Origin of the sequence: Pseudomonas sp. B21-059 (genome assembly GCF_026016285.1) — a bacterium.
Taxonomy (GTDB): domain Bacteria; phylum Pseudomonadota; class Gammaproteobacteria; order Pseudomonadales; family Pseudomonadaceae; genus Aquipseudomonas; species Aquipseudomonas danubii.
In genome coordinates this window covers 535768-551961 of the sequence record NZ_CP087201.1, presented here as the reverse complement: position 1 = coordinate 551961, position 16194 = coordinate 535768, and the positions used below count along the sequence as shown (strand labels likewise).

Genomic DNA, 16194 nt, shown 5'->3' with positions numbered 1-16194 from the left:
AGGCTTGAGGCTTGAAATGTAGCGCTGTTACTCGGCGATCAACCAGTCCATCTGCCAGCCGCCCTGGGTCTGGCCGAGTTTCTTCGACAGCCACGGCAGCAGCTCGCGCAACTCCTCCTCCAGCCCCCAAGGCGGATTGGCAATCGCCAGGCCCGAACCGTTGAGGCTGTTGGGCGTATCCAGCGGATGCACCAGCAACTCCACCCGCAGCAACTTCGGCGCGCCGGTACCGGCCAGGTCCTGGTAGAAGCGCCGCAGGGCCCGCTGATCCTTCACCGGGTACCAGATGGCCGCCACGGTCTGACGCATGCGGCCAATGGCCTCCTTCAACGACGCAGCACAGCGCTGCATCTCGTCGAGCTGCTCGAAAGGCGGGTCGATCAGCATCACCGCACGTTTTTCAGCCACCGGCAGCAACGCCCGAGCCACGTGCCAGCCTTCCCCCAGGTGCACCGCCACCCGACGATCACCCTTCATGTTGTCCTTGAGCAGCAGGCCGTCTTCCGGGTGTTTTTCGTTGAGCAGCACCCGGTCCTGGGAGCGGGTCAAGCGTCGCGCCAATTCCGGTGACCCCGGGTAGTAACGCAACTCGCCATCGGGGTTCATCTTGTGCAGCACCTGCATGTAGTCGGCGGTCAACGCCGGAAGATCCTGTTCGCCCCACAAGCGGGCGATGCCTTCCAAATACTCGCCGGTACGGTTTGCCTGGTCGCCCTTGAGGTCATACAGACCGATGCCGGCGTGGCTGTCGAGGTAGGCGAACGGCTGCTCCTTGCGCGACATCAGGGCGATGAGGCGGGTCAAAGTCAGGTGTTTGAAGACGTCGGCGTGATTGCCGGCGTGGAAGGCGTGACGATAGTTCATGGTTGCTCCTGCGCAGGCGGGCAAGTTTACCTTGTGCGCAGGCTGTCGTCAGTTCGAACGGCGGCCGTACCCGGCGCAGGCGACGATGGGTACGGCCCGGGACTCAGGCAAATTCGTGACGGACCTCGGACCACAGGCTGACCCGCCGCCCGGACGATTCGAAGACCTCGATCTCGCGCTTGATCCCGCCGCTGTCCTTCCAGCCCGGCAGGTCGAGCACGATCAACTCTTCCATCATCGCCATGTACAACGCATCCACCGGTGCCCAGAGCTTGCCGATGGCAGCGTTGTCCTTGCCGGCCAGGCACAGGTTGATCGGATGGGACATGCTCACCTGGCTGAACACTGCGTGCCCGGCCTCGAGTATCTGCGCCGCAACGCGATTGCACTGAAGAAAACGCTCATTGATGACCTCAGCGTCGGAGTGGCTGTAGGGACAGGCCAGGAAAATCTTGCGCATCGTTACCTCGACTTCAGGGATAGGTGGAGCGGACCCTCAGGTCCGCGCAGGTTGCAGGGCAAAGGCCGCGGCCTGTTCCTGCTCTTGCAGCTCATAACGCTGGGCGGCCGGCACCGAGATACGGATGGCAATCGCCACCGCCAGCAAGCCGCCGAACAGTTTGCCGATGAGCACAGGCAGGATCAGGCTCGGCTGGAAGTTCGCGGTAAACGCCAGGTGATCGCCGATCAGCGCCTGGGCACAGACCCCCAGGGCCACGCACAGCACTTTGTCGCGAGCGGTCATGTGCTTGAACAGGTGGTAGGTAGCGATGATGTTGGCGAACACCATGACAAAGCCCGCAGCACCGGTGCTGGACAGGTTCAACTGGCGTCCCAGCAGTTCCATGGGCTTTTTGCAGTAGCGCTGGAACAGGTAGCAGATGGGGAAGGTGCCGGCGAGCATGATGCCGATGTAACCGGCGATCTCGATGGCCCGGAACAGCTCCTTTTCATCGGCGAACATCGGGTCGAAGCCCCAGCCGCCGAAGTTGATGCTGAAGAACTTGGTGAAGTGCTCGACGATGCTCAGGGCCAGGATCAGCTTGATCGCAGCGTCCATGATCTTGCCGAACACCAGGAAGCCGCCAACCATCATGCGCGGCCGGTAACGCAGTCCCGCCGCCAGCAGGAAGCAGAACACGAACAGCGGCGCCAGCAGCTTGAGCATGTCGACAAACCCCAGGGACAGGTAGTACAGCGCCTCGGAGTTGGTGGAGACGATATCGCGCACCGGCAACTGGGTAGCGGTGATGATCAGCAACGACATCAGCACGGCGAAGGGAATGCTGATCAGCCCGGCCATGGCGCCCAGGGCCAGGTACTTGTGGTCCTTGCGCTCAAGCATGGTCAGGCCCACCGGGATCAGGTAGACGATGGTCGCCCCCGAGGTGTAGCCCACCAGCATCGCGGTGATCCACAGGTCGCGATTGGCGGTCAGGGCATTGGCCAGCTGATAGCCGCCCATGTCCACGGCGATGATCGACAACGCCGCGATCGACACATCCGAACCCAGGGCATTGAAGAACGGCCCCAGCGCATGGGAGATGCCCTGGGACAGGTAGGGAATCGCCACCATGATCCCGGCCTGGGCCAGAAAGACCGGACCAATGGAGTGGATACCGTTGACGAACTCCTTACCCAGGCCACTGTCGGGCTTGATGATGGATGACAGGGCGCCAACCACGGCGCCGAGCATGATCAGGTAAATGACGTAGTTTCCAAATTCAGCCATGTGGGTTCATCTCTCTGCGCGTCATTTATAGGTTTCCCCCACCAGGGAGGTTCTTGTTGAGGCCAGCGCTGGTCATCTCTTCGCCAAGGCGGGCGATGACCCGGTATGCAAACACAGGGCATTTCCTATGCCACAATGTGTATTAGTTGTGGTTTTTACCTACAAACACTCAATTATCGGTCACAATATCTGTCGCCAGAGTCTTCACGAGCTGATCTGGCCTAGCTAAGCGGGTGACCGGTCACGATTGTGAAACCTGCAGTTAAATGCTTAACTTCGCCATCGAACCTGACCGAATCTGCATGCAAATGTGCAAAATGTGTGCGTAAGTAACAAAAACTGCCCATTTGTGTGGCGAATTACCACTAACGGAAAGCCCCATGCGCCCCAACGAACGACGACAGCAGATTCTCGAACTCCTGCGCCAGCGGGAGCGAATTTCCGTGGAGGAACTGGCCCGCATTACCGCCACTTCCCAGGAAACCATTCGCCGCGACCTCAGCGAACTGGCGGAAAACGGCCTGGTTACCAAGTTCCATGGCGGCGCGGCCCTACCGCCTACCGGTGAACACGAAAACACCTTCCAGACCCGCATGAACGAACACGCCCAGGAGAAGCGTGCCATTGCCCGCTACGCCGCCGGCCTGTTCTGCGCCGGGGACAGCATCTTTATCGATACCGGGACCACCACCCTGTTCTTCGCCCGGGAACTGGCCCAGCTCACGCGCCTGACGGTCATCACCAACTCCCTGCCAATCGCCGGCTGCCTGGGCGAATCCGGTAACCGGGTGTTCATGATCGGCGGCGAATACCGCCCCGACTCGACGCAGAACGTCGGCACCCTGGCCCTGGAGCAGATCACCCGCTTCAACGCCGAACACGCGGTGATCACCATCGGTGCGCTGAATGAAGACGGCGCCATGGACTTCTCCATCGAAGAGGCCGAAGTCGCTCGCGCCATGATTGCCCAGGCCCGCCAGCTGACCGTAATCGCCGACTCCTCGAAGCTGGAACGCCGTGGCCTGTTCAAGGTATTTCCACTGGAGCGCATCGACCGCCTGGTGATTGATCGCCAGCCCGGCCCGGCACTGCAGGCGGCGTTGGAAAAAGCCGGCGTGGAAGTGCATCTGGTGGCCCAGTCCTGAACCCGCCCCGGTGTGGCAGGCGGTCGCCCACCGCCTTAAATCCACAAATAACTGACCGATATATGACCGAATAAGAAATAAAAACAACAATCATGGCCCGCAATATGCTTTGATTCCTGCACACGATCTTGGTGTTACCGCAGGAAACAGGCATTTATATGACCGAACTTTATCCGAACAGTGTGACTTTCGATGTGGCCATCGTCGGTGGCGGAGTCGTCGGTTGCGCCATGGCCAGGCGCTTTGCCCTGGAGGGTGCACGGGTGGTGCTGCTGGAAAAGGGCAGCGACATTCTTTCCGGCGCCAGCAAGGCCAACAGCGCCATCCTGCACACCGGCTTCGATGCCCCCAGCGGCAGCCTGGAGCTGCAGTGCATGCAGGCCGGGTACCAGGAATACCTGGAGATTCACTCGGCCATGAACTTGCCGCTGCTCAAGAGTGGCGCCCTGGTGGTGGCTTGGAACGCCGAGGACCAGGCCCGCCTACCGGGGATTCTCGACCAGGCCCAGGCCAATGGGGTCAATAACGTGCGCCTGCTGGAACGCAGCGAGATCCTCGCCCTGGAACCCCATCTGGCCAATCACGCGGTGGGCGCGGTGCTGGTGCCCGACGAACACCTGATCGACCCCTGGTCAGCGCCCCTGGGCTACCTGCAGCAGGCCATGGCCCACGGCGCCCGGGTGCAGTTGCGGTGCGAGGTGCAGCAAGGCCAATTCGATGGTGATGCCTGGACCCTGCATACCAACCAGGGCACCTTGCGCAGCGCCCAGGTGATCAACTGCGCGGGGCTGTTCGGTGACACCCTGGAGCACAACCTGCTGGGCCACAGCGAATTTCGCATCATGCCGCGCAAGGGCCAGTTCGTGGTCTTCGACAAGGCCGCGGCCAAACTGCTGGAGCGCATCGTCCTGCCGGTGCCCAACGAACGCACCAAAGGCATCGTCCTGACCCGCACCGTCTACGGCAACCTGCTGGTGGGCCCCACCGCCGAAGAACAGGAGGACCGGGTGCATGCCGGGCTCGACGGCCCGACCCTGCAAAGCCTGATCGACGCTGCCGTGGAGCGGATTCCCGGCCTCGCCGGAATGCCGGTCACCGCTACCTACGCAGGACTGCGCCCGGCCAGCGAAAAGAAGGAGTACCGGATCCAGGCCGATCACTCCCGGCACTGGATCACCGTCGGCGGCATCCGCTCCACCGGGCTCACTGCCGCCCTGGGCATTGCCCGGCACGTCTACAGCCTGTACAGCCAGCGTCGCCAGCATCACCCGGTGCGCGAGCCGGTCTGGCCGCAGATGCCCAACCTCGCGGAGCACTTGGCCCGGGACTGGCAACGCCCCGGCTATGGCGAAATCGTCTGCCATTGCGAACTGGTGACCCGTCGCGAAATCGAGACCGCCCTGCACAGCCCCCTGCCCCCCGGCGATCTGGGTGGGCTCAAGCGTCGCACCCGTGCCTGCATGGGTCGCTGCCAGGGTTTCTATTGCTCGGCCCAGGTCGCCGAACTCAGTGCCAGCCAACTGGCCGTCCCACTTGCCACAGGTCGTTGCCATGAACAGCACTGAACTCCTTCAGGCCGAAGCGGCCATTATCGGCAGCGGCCCGGCGGGCCTCGCGGCCGCCATTGAACTGCGGCGCCAGGGCATCGGCCCGGTGATTGTCATCGAGCGTGAAAGCGAAGCTGGCGGCATTCCCCGGCACTGCGCTCACCCGCCCTTCGGCATGCGCGAGTATCAGCGCATTCTCAGCGGCCCGGCCTATGCCCGACGCAATGTCGAAGCCGCGCTGAAAGCCGGCGTGATCCTGCTGCTGCGCCACACGGTAGTCAGCCTGGAACCCGGCGGCCTGCTGCGCCTGGCGAGCATCGACGGGCCGCGGCAGATCCAGGCGAAAAAGGTCCTGATCGCCACCGGCGCCCGGGAAACCCCGCGCTCGGCACGCCTGCTGTCCGGCGACCGCCCGGTGGGCGTGATCAACACCGGAGCGTTGCAGAACTTCCTCTATATGCAGCACCTCAAGCCCTTTGAACGACCGCTGATCGTCGGCACCGAGCTGGTCAGCCTGTCCGCCGTACTCAGTTGCCGGCGCGCAGGAATCCGCCCGGTAGCGGTGCTCGAAGCCAACAACCGGGCAACCGCACGCTGGCCGCTGTCGCTGTTTCCACGCTTACTGGGCATTCCCATGCATTTCGGCGCGCAATTGCTGGCGATCAACGGCACCGGCCGGGTGGAATCGGCCCAGGTGCGCCTGGCCGACGGTCAGGTGCGCGAGATTGCCTGCGACGGCGTGCTGCTCACGGGCCAGTTCACCCCTGAGTCGAGCCTGGTGCGCCAGAGCCACCTGCAGCTGGACAGCGGTAGCGACGGGCCGAAGATCGACCAATACGGGCGCTGCTCGGACCCGGCCTACTTCGCCGCCGGCAACCTGCTGCGACCGATCGAGACCGCCGGCTGGTCCTACCGTGAAGGGCGGCGTATCGGCAGCCTGATGGCACTGGCCCTGTGCAACCAGCTACCCGCTCCCCATGACGCGCTGACCCTGAAATACGCAGCCCCGATCAAGCTCGGCGTACCGGGCCGGCTGGTGCGCGGCGAGCTGGCGGGCCTGCAGCACATCCAACTGCGGGTCAGCCGGGCGGTCAGCGGCACCTTGCGGGTTCGCGCCCAGGGCCTGGACCTCTGGAGCCGCCCGGTCTCGGCACTGCCGGAACGGCGCCTGCTGATTCCCCTCAAGGAACTGCAACTGCCGGAACACCTTGACCAACTGGACATCTGCATCGACTAGGCCCGTCCCACAACAAGAGAAAAGACCATGCGAATAGCCGCACTTGACCAGGGCACCACCAGCACCCGCGTACTGGTTGTGGACATGCAAGGCCGTGCCGACATCCAACTGGCGCTGCGCCACCAGCAGCATCACCCTCGTCCGGGCTGGGTCGAGCACGACCCGCTGGAACTGCTGGCCAACCTGCAACGCTGCTTGGAAGCCACCGGCCGGGTCGACGCCATTGGCTTGGCCAATCAGGGCGAAAGCTGCCTCGCCTGGGACGCCATCAGTGGCGCACCGCTGTCTCCGGTGATCGTCTGGCAGGACAACCGCAGCGCCGCACGCATCGAGGAACTGCGAGCCAACGGAGCCGAAGCCCTGACCCTGGAGCGGGCCGGATTGCCTCTGGACGCCTATTTTTCCGCCAGCAAGCTGGCCTGGATCGTGGAGAACCTGCCGGCGGCACAGGCAGCCCTGAGTGCCGGCCGCCTGCGCCTGGGCACCACCGATGCCTACTTCCTCGACCGCCTGGCCGGGGTCTATGCCACCGACATCACCACCGCCTCGCGCACCTCGCTGATGAACCTCGCCACCGGCCAGTGGGACCCGCAGTTGTGTGCACTGTTCGGCGTCCCGCTAGAGGCCCTGCCACAGATCCGTGCCACGGTCGGCGACTTCGGGCGCATCGGCCAGACGCCCATCAGCGCCTCGGTGGTGGACCAGCAAGCCTCGCTCTACGGCCACGGCTGCCGGCAGCCGGGGGACGCCAAGATCACCTTCGGCACCGGCGCCTTCGCCCTGACCGTCACCGGCGATCAGATCATCCGCGCACCGGAGAAAGGCCTGCTGGCCACCATTGCCTGGCAGGTCGATGGCAAGCCGGTGTATGCCATGGACGGTGGCGTGTACGACGCCAGCGCCGCGGTGGAGTGGGCCGGGCGGCTGGGCCTGTTCAGCGACTTCTCGGAGCTGGCGGCCTTCGATCAGCCACCGGCCATTTCCCGCGAACTGGCCTTTGTCCCGGCGTTGTCGGGGCTGGCCTGCCCGCACTGGGACCGCAGCGCCGGGGCGGTGTGGATCGGCATGAACGCCGCCACCAGCCGCCAGGACCTGTGCCAGGCGGTGCTGGAAGGCGTGGCCCTGCGCAGCGCCGAAGTGATCACTGCGATGGACGATCACCTGCGTGTCACCGACCAGCTGTCGATCGACGGCGGGCTGGCCCGCAGCCCGTATTTCGCCCAGTTCCTTGCCGATATCCTGCAACGCACCATCGTCACCCAGCGTTTCGACGAACTCACTGCCCTGGGCTGCGCCGCCCTGGCTGCCCGTGGCCTGGACCTGGAGCTGCCGGAGTTGGACAACACCCGCACCCACTATCAGCCCCGTGTCGACCGGACCACGGCCGACGTCTGGCGCCGCACCTTCAGCGCCGCCGTCAGCCGCTCCCAGGGCTGGTCCCAGCCGCGCTAAAACAGCCATTGGCCAAGGACGGCCGCTCCGTTCCCGGCAAGCCAGCGCCCCCTTGCCCATCCGCCGCGCCTATTGGACACTGACGCGCCCGCTCGCGGCCATGCGGCGGGCACATCAAGCGGTTGCTGGCGACTCAGACACACGGGACCACTGACTGCTGCGCGGGCACACGACCTGCCTGGCTGTGCTCATAAAACGGATTGCTACTGAGTCGAGGATTTATGAAAGACGCAACGATTGCGCTGCACCATGGATTCAAGTCGGACCCGACCACCAAGGCCGTGGCCGTGCCCATCTACCAGAACGTCGCCTTCGAGTTCGACAACGCCCAGCACGGGGCGGACCTGTTCAACCTGGATGTGCCCGGCAACATCTACACCCGCATCATGAACCCCACCAACGATGTGCTGGAACAGCGCATGGCCGCCCTGGAAGGCGGGATCGCCGGGCTGGCGGTGGCGGCTGGCAGCGCGGCGATCCACTACGCGATCCAGACCCTGACCCAGGCCGGGGACAATATTGTCTCCACGCCCCAGCTGTACGGCGGTACCTACACCCTGTTCGCCCACCTGCTGCCCAGCTTCGGGGTCGAAGTGCGCTTCGCCCGGGACGATTCGCCAGAGGCCATCGCCGAGCTGATCGACGACAAGACCAAGCTGGTGTACTGCGAAAGCATCGGCAACCCGGCGGGCAACATCGTCGACATCGAGGGCCTGGCCCAGGCCGCCCACGCCCGCAACGTACCGCTGATGGTGGACAACACCGTGGCCACGCCGATCCTGTGCAAGCCGATCCAGTTCGGTGCCGACATCGTGGTGCACTCGGTGACCAAGTACGTCGGTGGCCACGGCAACTCCCTGGGCGGGGTGATCGTCGACAGCGGCAACTTCCCCTGGGCCGAGCATCCGCAGAAGTTCGCCAGCCTCAACACCCCGGAGCCGGCCTACCACGGCGTGGTCTACACCGAGAAGTTCGGCCCGGCTGCCTTTATCGCCCGGGCCCGCACCGTGCCACTGCGCAACACCGGCGCGGCGCTGGCACCGATGAACGCCTTCCTCCTGCTACAAGGCCTGGAAACCCTGGCCCTGCGCATGGAGCGCCACACCGACAACGCCATCCGGGTCGCGCAGTTCCTCAAGGACCACCCGCTGGTGGCCTGGGTCAGCTACGCCGGCCTGGCCGATCACCCGCACCATGAACTGGCGCACAAGTACATGCAGGGCAAGCCGTCGGCGATCCTGTCCTTCGGCCTAAAAGGCGGCTATGCCGCAGGCGTGCGTTTCTACGACGCCCTGCAGATCTTCAAGCGCCTGGTCAACATCGGCGACGCCAAGTCCCTGGCCTGCCACCCGGCGTCCACCACTCACCGGCAGATGAACGAACAAGAGCAGGCCAAGGCCGGCGTCAAGCCGGAGATGATCCGCCTTTCGGTCGGCATCGAGGCCATCGAGGACCTGCTCGAGGACCTTGACCAGGCGCTGAAACAAGCCTGATTCATCGGCCCTGGCAGCAGACGCCAGGGCCATCCCCCCAAATCCCCCCAGCGCGTTGGCACCGACGCATCCACCCCCAACCAGCCCCCAGGATCATTACTCACCCGCAAAGGAACCCAACATGATTGTGCGTTACGTAAAAATCACCATGACCCTGGCAGTGGCGGCGTTCGCCTTGCTGGTGGCTTACAACAACATCAGCGACTACGACTCCAACTTCGCCTTTGTCCAGCACGTACTGAGCATGGACAGCGTCTTCCCCGGCAACACCGCCACCGACCGCGCCCTGACCCTGCCCCTGCTGTGGAATGTCGGCTACTGGCTGATCATTACCGGCGAGGCCCTGACCGGGGTATTGCTGGTCGTTGGCGCCTTGCGCCTGTGGCTGGCGCGACACGGTGTCGCCAGTTACTTCAACCGGCGCAAAGGCTGGGCCATTGCCGGCTTCTGCCTGGGCTTCTGCGTCTGGTTCTTCGGCTTCATGGTGGTGGGTGGCGAGTGGTTCATGATGTGGCAATCCCAGACCTGGAATGGCCAGGACGCGGCCTTCAAGTTCTACATGGCGATCCTTGGCGTGTTGATCTTCCTCAACCAGCCCGACGCTGAACTGCACTAAAAAAAACGGCCCGCTGCGGTGACGCAGCGGGCCGTTTTCATTGCCCCGAACGATCAGGGCAGGATTTGCGCACTCAGTGGTTGAGCTTGAAATCCTTCTCGGCCGCTTCAAAACGCTGAACCATGCCAGCGCTTGGAGCACCCATCTTGCTCACCAGCACGATTGCCAGGCTGGCGAAGATGAAGCCCGGGATGATTTCGTACAGACCCAGCAGAGCGAAGTGTTTCCACAGGATCACGGTGACGGCACCGACGATGATCCCGGCCAGCGCGCCGTCGCGGGTCATGCCCTTCCAGAGCACCGAGATCAGCACCACAGGACCGAACGCCGCACCGAAGCCGGCCCAGGCGTAGCTCACCAGGCCCAGCACGCGGTTTTCCGGGTTGGCGGCCATGGCGATGGCGATCAGCGCCACCACCAGCACCATGGCGCGACCGACCCATACCAGCTCAACTTGGGAGGCGTGCTTGCGCAGGAAGGCTTTATAGAAGTCTTCGGTCAGGGCACTGGAGCACACCAGCAACTGGCAGCTCAGGGTACTCATCACCGCCGCCAGAATGGCCGACAGCAACACACCGGCTACCCACGGGTTGAACAGCAGCTTGGCCAGTTCGATGAACACACGCTCAGGGTTCTCGGTCACGGGACCGGCCACTTCAGGATGCGCCGAGAAGTAGGCGATACCGAAGAAGCCCACGGCCACGGTGCCGCCCAGGCACAGGATCATCCAGGTCATGGAGATGCGACGGGCGTTGGCGATCGACTTCACCGAATCCGCCGCCATGAAACGCGCCAGGATGTGCGGCTGACCAAAGTAGCCCAGGCCCCAGCCCATCAGCGAGATCACGCCGATAAAGGTGGTGTTCTTGAGCATGTCGAAGCTGGTCGGGTCCTTGGCTTCGATCGCCAGGAAGGTGGTATCGACGCCACCGGTGGCCAACAGCACGATGATCGGGGTCAGGATCAACGCGAAGATCATCAGCGTGGCCTGCACGGTATCGGTCCAGCTCACCGCCAGGAAACCACCGACAAATGTGTAAGCAATGGTCGCCGCCGCGCCAGCCCACAGCGCCGTCTCGTAAGGCATGCCGAAGGTGCTTTCGAACAGACGGGCACCGGCCACGATGCCGGAGGCACAGTAGATGGTGAAGAACACCAGGATCACCACCGCGGAGATGATGCGCAGCAGGCCGCTTTTATCTTCGAAACGGCTGGAGAAGTAGTCCGGCAAGGTCAGAGCATCACCGTTGTGCTCGGTCTGCACCCGCAGACGACCGGCAACGAACAGCCAGTTCAGGTAGGCACCGACGATCAGTCCGATGGCGATCCAGCTCTCCGACAGACCCGACATGTAGATAGCGCCCGGAAGGCCCATCAGCAGCCAGCCACTCATGTCGGAAGCACCAGCGGAAAGCGCGGTCACCACGCTGCCCAGGCTGCGGCCGCCAAGAATGTAGTCGGAAAGGTTGTTGGTGGAGCGATAGGCCATGAAGCCGATCAGCACCATTGCTGCGATGTAGATCACGAACGTGATCAAGGTTGGATTGCTTGCACTCATTTGAGTTACGCCCTGGCTTTGTTTTTATGTAGCGGCGGTCAGCAGTACCGTCACCCAGCTTTTACAGTTTGGAAGACGATCGGCTATCGCGCACGTTTTATGACCAATGTTTCCCCAGGAAAGCCATTGGCCGATGAACCGAGTCGCAAAAGACAGGTTGCACCTTGGGCGCGAATCCTATTCAACAAATTAAACAAGGTGCAACCAGTTTCATCCAATTAAGTTGCACCTTGTCGCATTTACCGACGACGACAACTTTTTTGCTCCTTTTTGGAGCAAGAAATCCACCCGCCAGAATTAAATGCACCAAGGCAATACGGGAGCCAGGAGGCAATATTGATTTCCTGACGAGCTGCTATTTATTCCGGCGAAAAAAGGGTTGCACCCGGTTGCACCTATTTCGGCGCACGGATAATCTTGCCGCCAGCTGATGCCACACGTGCGTGGCAAACATGAGGATAAAAATATGGCTACCACCACCCTCGGGGTCAAACTCGACGACCCAACCCGCGAGCGCCTCAAGGCCGCTGCGACCTCGATCGATCGTACGCCGCACTGGCTGATCAAGCAGGCGATTTTCAATTACCTGGAAAAACTCGAGGGTGGTGCAACCCTGACCGAGCTGAGCAGTGTCACCACCAAGGACGGCGACGACGCCGGCGACGTGCTGACCGATCACGCTCACCAATGCTTCCTCGAATTTGCCGAGAGCATCCTCCCGCAATCGGTGCTGCGCGCCTCGATCACCGCTGCCTACCGCCGCCCGGAACCGGAAGTGGTGCCGATGCTGCTGGAGCAGGCGCGTCTGCCGGCCGCCACCGCCGAAGCCGCCAACAAGCTGGCCGCCTCGATCGCCGAGAAGCTGCGTAACCAGAAGAGCGCCGGCGGCCGTGCCGGTATCGTCCAGGGCCTGCTGCAGGAGTTCTCCCTGTCGTCCCAGGAAGGCGTGGCACTGATGTGCCTGGCCGAGGCCCTGCTGCGCATCCCCGACAAGGGCACCCGTGACGCGCTGATCCGCGACAAGATCAGCACCGGCAACTGGCAGCCGCACCTGGGCAACAGCCCGTCGCTGTTCGTCAACGCCGCCACTTGGGGCCTGTTGCTCACCGGCAAGCTGGTGTCGACCCACAACGAGGCCGGTCTGACCTCCTCCCTGAGCCGCATCATCGGCAAGAGCGGCGAGCCGATGATCCGCAAGGGCGTGGACATGGCCATGCGTTTGATGGGCGAGCAGTTCGTCACCGGCGAAACCATCGCCGAAGCCCTGGCCAATGCCAGCAAGTTCGAAGCCAAGGGCTTCCGCTACTCCTACGACATGCTCGGCGAAGCGGCACTGACCGAGCACGACGCGCAGAAATACCTGGCGTCCTACGAGCAGGCCATCCACTCCATCGGCAAGGCCTCCCACGGTCGCGGCATCTATGAAGGCCCGGGCATCTCCATCAAGCTGTCGGCGCTGCACCCGCGTTACAGCCGCGCCCAGTACGAACGCGTGATGGAAGAGCTATACCCGCGCCTGCTGTCGCTGACCCTGCTGGCCAAGCAATACGACATCGGCCTGAACATCGACGCCGAGGAAGCGGACCGCCTGGAGCTGTCCCTGGACCTGCTGGAGCGCCTGTGCTTCGAGCCGCAGCTGACCGGTTGGAACGGCATCGGCTTCGTGATCCAGGCTTACCAGAAGCGCTGCCCGTACGTCATCGACTACGTCATCGATCTGGCCCGCCGCAGCCGTCACCGCCTGATGATCCGCCTGGTGAAAGGCGCCTACTGGGACAGCGAGATCAAGCGCGCCCAGGTCGAAGGCCTGGAAGGCTATCCGGTCTACACCCGCAAGGTGTACACCGACGTTTCCTACATCGCCTGCGCACGCAAGCTGCTGTCGGTGCCGGAAGTCATCTACCCGCAGTTCGCCACCCACAACGCCCACACCCTGTCGGCGATCTACCACATTGCCGGTCAGAACTATTACCCCGGCCAGTACGAGTTCCAGTGCCTGCACGGCATGGGCGAACCGCTGTACGAGCAAGTGGTGGGCAAGGTCGCCGATGGCAAGCTGAACCGTCCGTGCCGCGTGTACGCACCGGTCGGCACCCACGAAACCCTGCTGGCCTACCTGGTCCGCCGCCTGCTGGAAAACGGCGCCAACACCTCCTTCGTCAACCGCATTGCCGACCAGTCGATCTCGATTCAAGAGCTGGTGGCCGACCCGGTGGCGCAGATCGAGCAGATGGCCACCCTGGAAGGCGGCTTCGGCCTGCCGCACCCACGCATTCCGCTGCCGCGTGACCTGTATGGCAGCGAGCGCGCCAACTCCGCCGGCATCGACATGGCCAACGAACACCGCCTGGCGTCGTTGTCCTGCGCCCTGCTGGCCAGCGCCCACAACAACTGGAAAGCCGCGCCAATGCTCGGTTGCGCCGCCAGCAGCGAAACCCCGGCGCCGGTCCTCAACCCGTCGGATCATCGCGATGTGGTCGGTCACGTCCAGGAAGCCACGATCGAAGACGTCGACAACGCCATCCAGTGCGCGCTGAACGCCGCGCCGATCTGGCAGGCCACGCCGCCGGCCGAACGCGCCGCGATCCTGGAACGCGCCGCCGACCTGATGGAAGCCGAGATCCAGCCACTGATGGGCCTGTTGGCCCGCGAGGCCGGCAAGACCTTCGCCAACGCCATCGCCGAAGTGCGTGAAGCCGTGGACTTCCTGCGTTATTACGCGGTGCAGGCCCGCAATGACTTCAGCAACGACGCCCACCGTCCGCTGGGTCCTGTGGTGTGCATCAGCCCGTGGAACTTCCCGCTGGCGATCTTCAGCGGCCAGGTCGCCGCCGCCCTGGCCGCCGGCAACCCGGTACTGGCCAAGCCGGCCGAACAGACCCCGCTGGTGGCGGCCCAGGCCGTGCGCCTGCTGCTCGAAGCCGGGATTCCCGAAGGCGTGCTGCAACTGCTGCCGGGCCAGGGCGAAAGCGTCGGTGCCCGCCTGGTCGGTGACGAGCGCGTCAAGGGCGTGATGTTCACCGGTTCCACCGAAGTCGCGCGCCTGCTGCAACGCAATATCGCCGGGCGCCTGGACAACCAGGGTCGGCCGATCCCGCTGATCGCCGAAACCGGTGGCCAGAACGCCATGATCGTCGACTCCTCGGCCCTGACCGAACAAGTGGTCATCGATGTGGTGTCCTCGGCCTTCGACAGTGCCGGCCAGCGTTGCTCGGCCCTGCGCGTGCTGTGCCTGCAGGAAGATTCCGCCGACCGCGTGATCGAAATGCTCAAGGGCGCCATGGCCGAAAACCGCCTGGGCAACCCGGAGCGCCTGTCGGTGGACATCGGCCCGGTAATCGACGCCGAAGCCAAGGCCGGCATCGAGAAGCACATCCAGGCCATGCGCGACAAAGGTCGCAGCGTGTACCAGATGGCCATCGCCGACAGCGAAGAATGCAAGCGTGGCACCTTTGTCATGCCGACCCTGATCGAACTGGAAAGCTTCGATGAACTGCAGCGCGAGATCTTCGGCCCGGTGTTGCACGTGGTGCGCTACAAGCGCAAGGACATCGACCAACTGATCGCCCAGATCAATGCTTCCGGCTACGGCCTGACCCTGGGTGTGCACACCCGGATCGACGAAACCATTGCCAAGGTGGTGGACAACGTCAACGCCGGTAACGTCTACGTCAACCGCAACATCGTCGGTGCCGTGGTCGGCGTGCAGCCGTTCGGCGGCGAAGGCCTGTCGGGCACCGGCCCGAAAGCCGGCGGTCCGCTGTACCTGTACCGCCTGCTGTCGACCCGTCCGGTGGATGCCATCGAGCAATCCTTCGTTCGCGCCGATGCCGCCAACGCCCCGGACCTGCGCCTGCGCGAAGCCCTCGGCAAGCCGCTCAACGCCCTGCAAGCCTGGGCCGAGAGCAGCAAGCTGGTGGAACTGGCGACCCTGTGCAAACAGTTCGCCAGCCAGTCGCAAAGCGGTATCACCCGCCAGCTGAACGGCCCGACCGGCGAGCGCAACAGCTACGCCATCCTGCCCCGCGAGCACGTCCTGTGCCTGGCGGAGGTCGAGGGCGACCTGCTGACCCAACTGGCGGCCGTACTGGCCGTCGGCGGTTCGGCAGTCTGGCCGGAAAGCGACCTCAGCAAGGCGCTGTTCGCCCGTCTGCCCAAGGACGTGCAAGCACGCATCCAGCGGGTGGCGGATTGGACCAAGGACGACGTGGTATTCGACGCGGTCCTGCATCACGGCGACTCTGACCAACTGCGCGGCGTTTGCCAGCAAGTGGCCCAGCGTGCCGGAGCCATCGTCGGCGTCCAGGGCCTGTCCCAGGGCGAGACCGCGATTGCCCTGGAGCGCCTGGTGATCGAGCGCGCCCTGAGCGTCAACACCGCAGCGGCCGGCGGCAACGCCAGCCTGATGACCATCGGCTGAAGCCGATAGTCAGCAGCATGGAAAAGAGCGCCCTCAGCGGCGCTCTTTTTTTTGCCCGATGCAATGTCCTGTAGCAGCTGCCGCAGGCTGCGATCGGCCGCAACGGCCGTAGCAATTTCATTGCCGCCAA

At 63.8% G+C, this 16194-nt stretch carries 11 protein-coding genes; 7 read left to right on the top strand and 4 right to left on the bottom strand.

Annotated features, from left to right (window positions below; translation table 11 throughout):
- Positions 1-27: 27 nt before the first annotated feature.
- The 3 genes from LOY69_RS02490 to eutH all read right to left on the bottom strand — a co-directional run bounded on the left by LOY69_RS02490 (position 28) and on the right by eutH (position 2596).
- Positions 28-864: a 23S rRNA (adenine(2030)-N(6))-methyltransferase RlmJ gene (locus tag LOY69_RS02490; protein WP_102862856.1), complete on the bottom strand. Its 837-nt coding sequence runs from the start codon at positions 862-864 to the stop codon at positions 28-30.
- A 103-nt stretch (positions 865-967) separates the two neighbouring features.
- On the bottom strand, positions 968-1324 hold the full coding sequence (locus LOY69_RS02485) for a DUF1937 family protein (RefSeq protein ID WP_207166976.1): 357 nt from the start codon (positions 1322-1324) through the stop codon (positions 968-970).
- A gap of 36 nt (positions 1325-1360) precedes the next feature.
- A complete protein-coding gene (gene eutH, locus LOY69_RS02480; RefSeq protein ID WP_102862854.1) occupies positions 1361-2596 on the bottom strand; it encodes an ethanolamine utilization protein EutH in 1236 nt (411 codons plus the stop codon).
- A gap of 380 nt (positions 2597-2976) precedes the next feature.
- On the opposite strand from eutH, the gene LOY69_RS02475 reads away from it, so the two are divergent.
- From LOY69_RS02475 to LOY69_RS02450, 6 genes are all read left to right on the top strand, one after another.
- A complete protein-coding gene (locus LOY69_RS02475) occupies positions 2977-3741 on the top strand; it encodes a DeoR/GlpR family DNA-binding transcription regulator (RefSeq protein ID WP_170001609.1) in 765 nt (254 codons plus the stop codon).
- A 158-nt stretch (positions 3742-3899) separates the two neighbouring features.
- Positions 3900-5306 (top strand): NAD(P)/FAD-dependent oxidoreductase, encoded by a 1407-nt coding sequence (locus LOY69_RS02470; protein WP_265074094.1) that lies wholly within the window; start codon positions 3900-3902, stop codon positions 5304-5306.
- The gene (locus LOY69_RS02465) at positions 5293-6525 is read left to right on the top strand and encodes an NAD(P)/FAD-dependent oxidoreductase (RefSeq protein WP_265074093.1); all 1233 of its coding nucleotides are present in this window, start codon (positions 5293-5295) and stop codon (positions 6523-6525) included. The genes LOY69_RS02470 and LOY69_RS02465 overlap by 14 nt, the downstream gene beginning before the upstream one ends.
- 27 nt (positions 6526-6552) lie before the next feature.
- Entirely contained in the window at positions 6553-7977 is a 1425-nt protein-coding gene (locus LOY69_RS02460) for a glycerol kinase (RefSeq protein WP_265074092.1), read from the top strand.
- A gap of 221 nt (positions 7978-8198) precedes the next feature.
- A complete protein-coding gene (locus LOY69_RS02455; RefSeq protein ID WP_265074091.1) occupies positions 8199-9470 on the top strand; it encodes an O-acetylhomoserine aminocarboxypropyltransferase/cysteine synthase family protein in 1272 nt (423 codons plus the stop codon).
- A 121-nt stretch (positions 9471-9591) separates the two neighbouring features.
- Positions 9592-10086: a DUF2165 family protein gene (locus LOY69_RS02450; protein WP_110595416.1), complete on the top strand. Its 495-nt coding sequence runs from the start codon at positions 9592-9594 to the stop codon at positions 10084-10086.
- Positions 10087-10159: 73 nt separating this feature from the next.
- Here LOY69_RS02450 and putP read toward each other — a convergent pair whose 3' ends face one another.
- A complete protein-coding gene (gene putP, locus LOY69_RS02445) occupies positions 10160-11644 on the bottom strand; it encodes a sodium/proline symporter PutP (protein ID WP_213664622.1) in 1485 nt (494 codons plus the stop codon).
- 466 nt (positions 11645-12110) lie between these two features.
- Between putP and putA the strand changes: the two genes are divergently transcribed.
- Positions 12111-16064: a trifunctional transcriptional regulator/proline dehydrogenase/L-glutamate gamma-semialdehyde dehydrogenase gene (putA, locus tag LOY69_RS02440; RefSeq protein ID WP_123391373.1), complete on the top strand. Its 3954-nt coding sequence runs from the start codon at positions 12111-12113 to the stop codon at positions 16062-16064.
- The last annotated feature ends 130 nt before the right edge of the window (positions 16065-16194 follow it).

Excerpts from the sequence above, each read along its gene's own strand:
- LOY69_RS02490 (WP_102862856.1), bottom strand. The coding sequence starts at position 864 with ATGAACTATCGTCACGCCTTCCACGCCGGCAATCACGCCGACGTCTTC.
- LOY69_RS02485 (WP_207166976.1), bottom strand. The coding sequence starts at position 1,324 with ATGCGCAAGATTTTCCTGGCCTGTCCCTACAGCCACTCCGACGCTGAG.
- eutH (WP_102862854.1), bottom strand. The coding sequence starts at position 2,596 with ATGGCTGAATTTGGAAACTACGTCATTTACCTGATCATGCTCGGCGCC.
- LOY69_RS02475 (WP_170001609.1), top strand. The coding sequence starts at position 2,977 with ATGCGCCCCAACGAACGACGACAGCAGATTCTCGAACTCCTGCGCCAG.
- LOY69_RS02470 (WP_265074094.1), top strand. The coding sequence starts at position 3,900 with ATGACCGAACTTTATCCGAACAGTGTGACTTTCGATGTGGCCATCGTC.
- LOY69_RS02465 (WP_265074093.1), top strand. The coding sequence starts at position 5,293 with ATGAACAGCACTGAACTCCTTCAGGCCGAAGCGGCCATTATCGGCAGC.
- LOY69_RS02460 (WP_265074092.1), top strand. The coding sequence starts at position 6,553 with ATGCGAATAGCCGCACTTGACCAGGGCACCACCAGCACCCGCGTACTG.
- LOY69_RS02455 (WP_265074091.1), top strand. The coding sequence starts at position 8,199 with ATGAAAGACGCAACGATTGCGCTGCACCATGGATTCAAGTCGGACCCG.
- LOY69_RS02450 (WP_110595416.1), top strand. The coding sequence starts at position 9,592 with ATGATTGTGCGTTACGTAAAAATCACCATGACCCTGGCAGTGGCGGCG.
- putP (WP_213664622.1), bottom strand. The coding sequence starts at position 11,644 with ATGAGTGCAAGCAATCCAACCTTGATCACGTTCGTGATCTACATCGCA.
- putA (WP_123391373.1), top strand. The coding sequence starts at position 12,111 with ATGGCTACCACCACCCTCGGGGTCAAACTCGACGACCCAACCCGCGAG.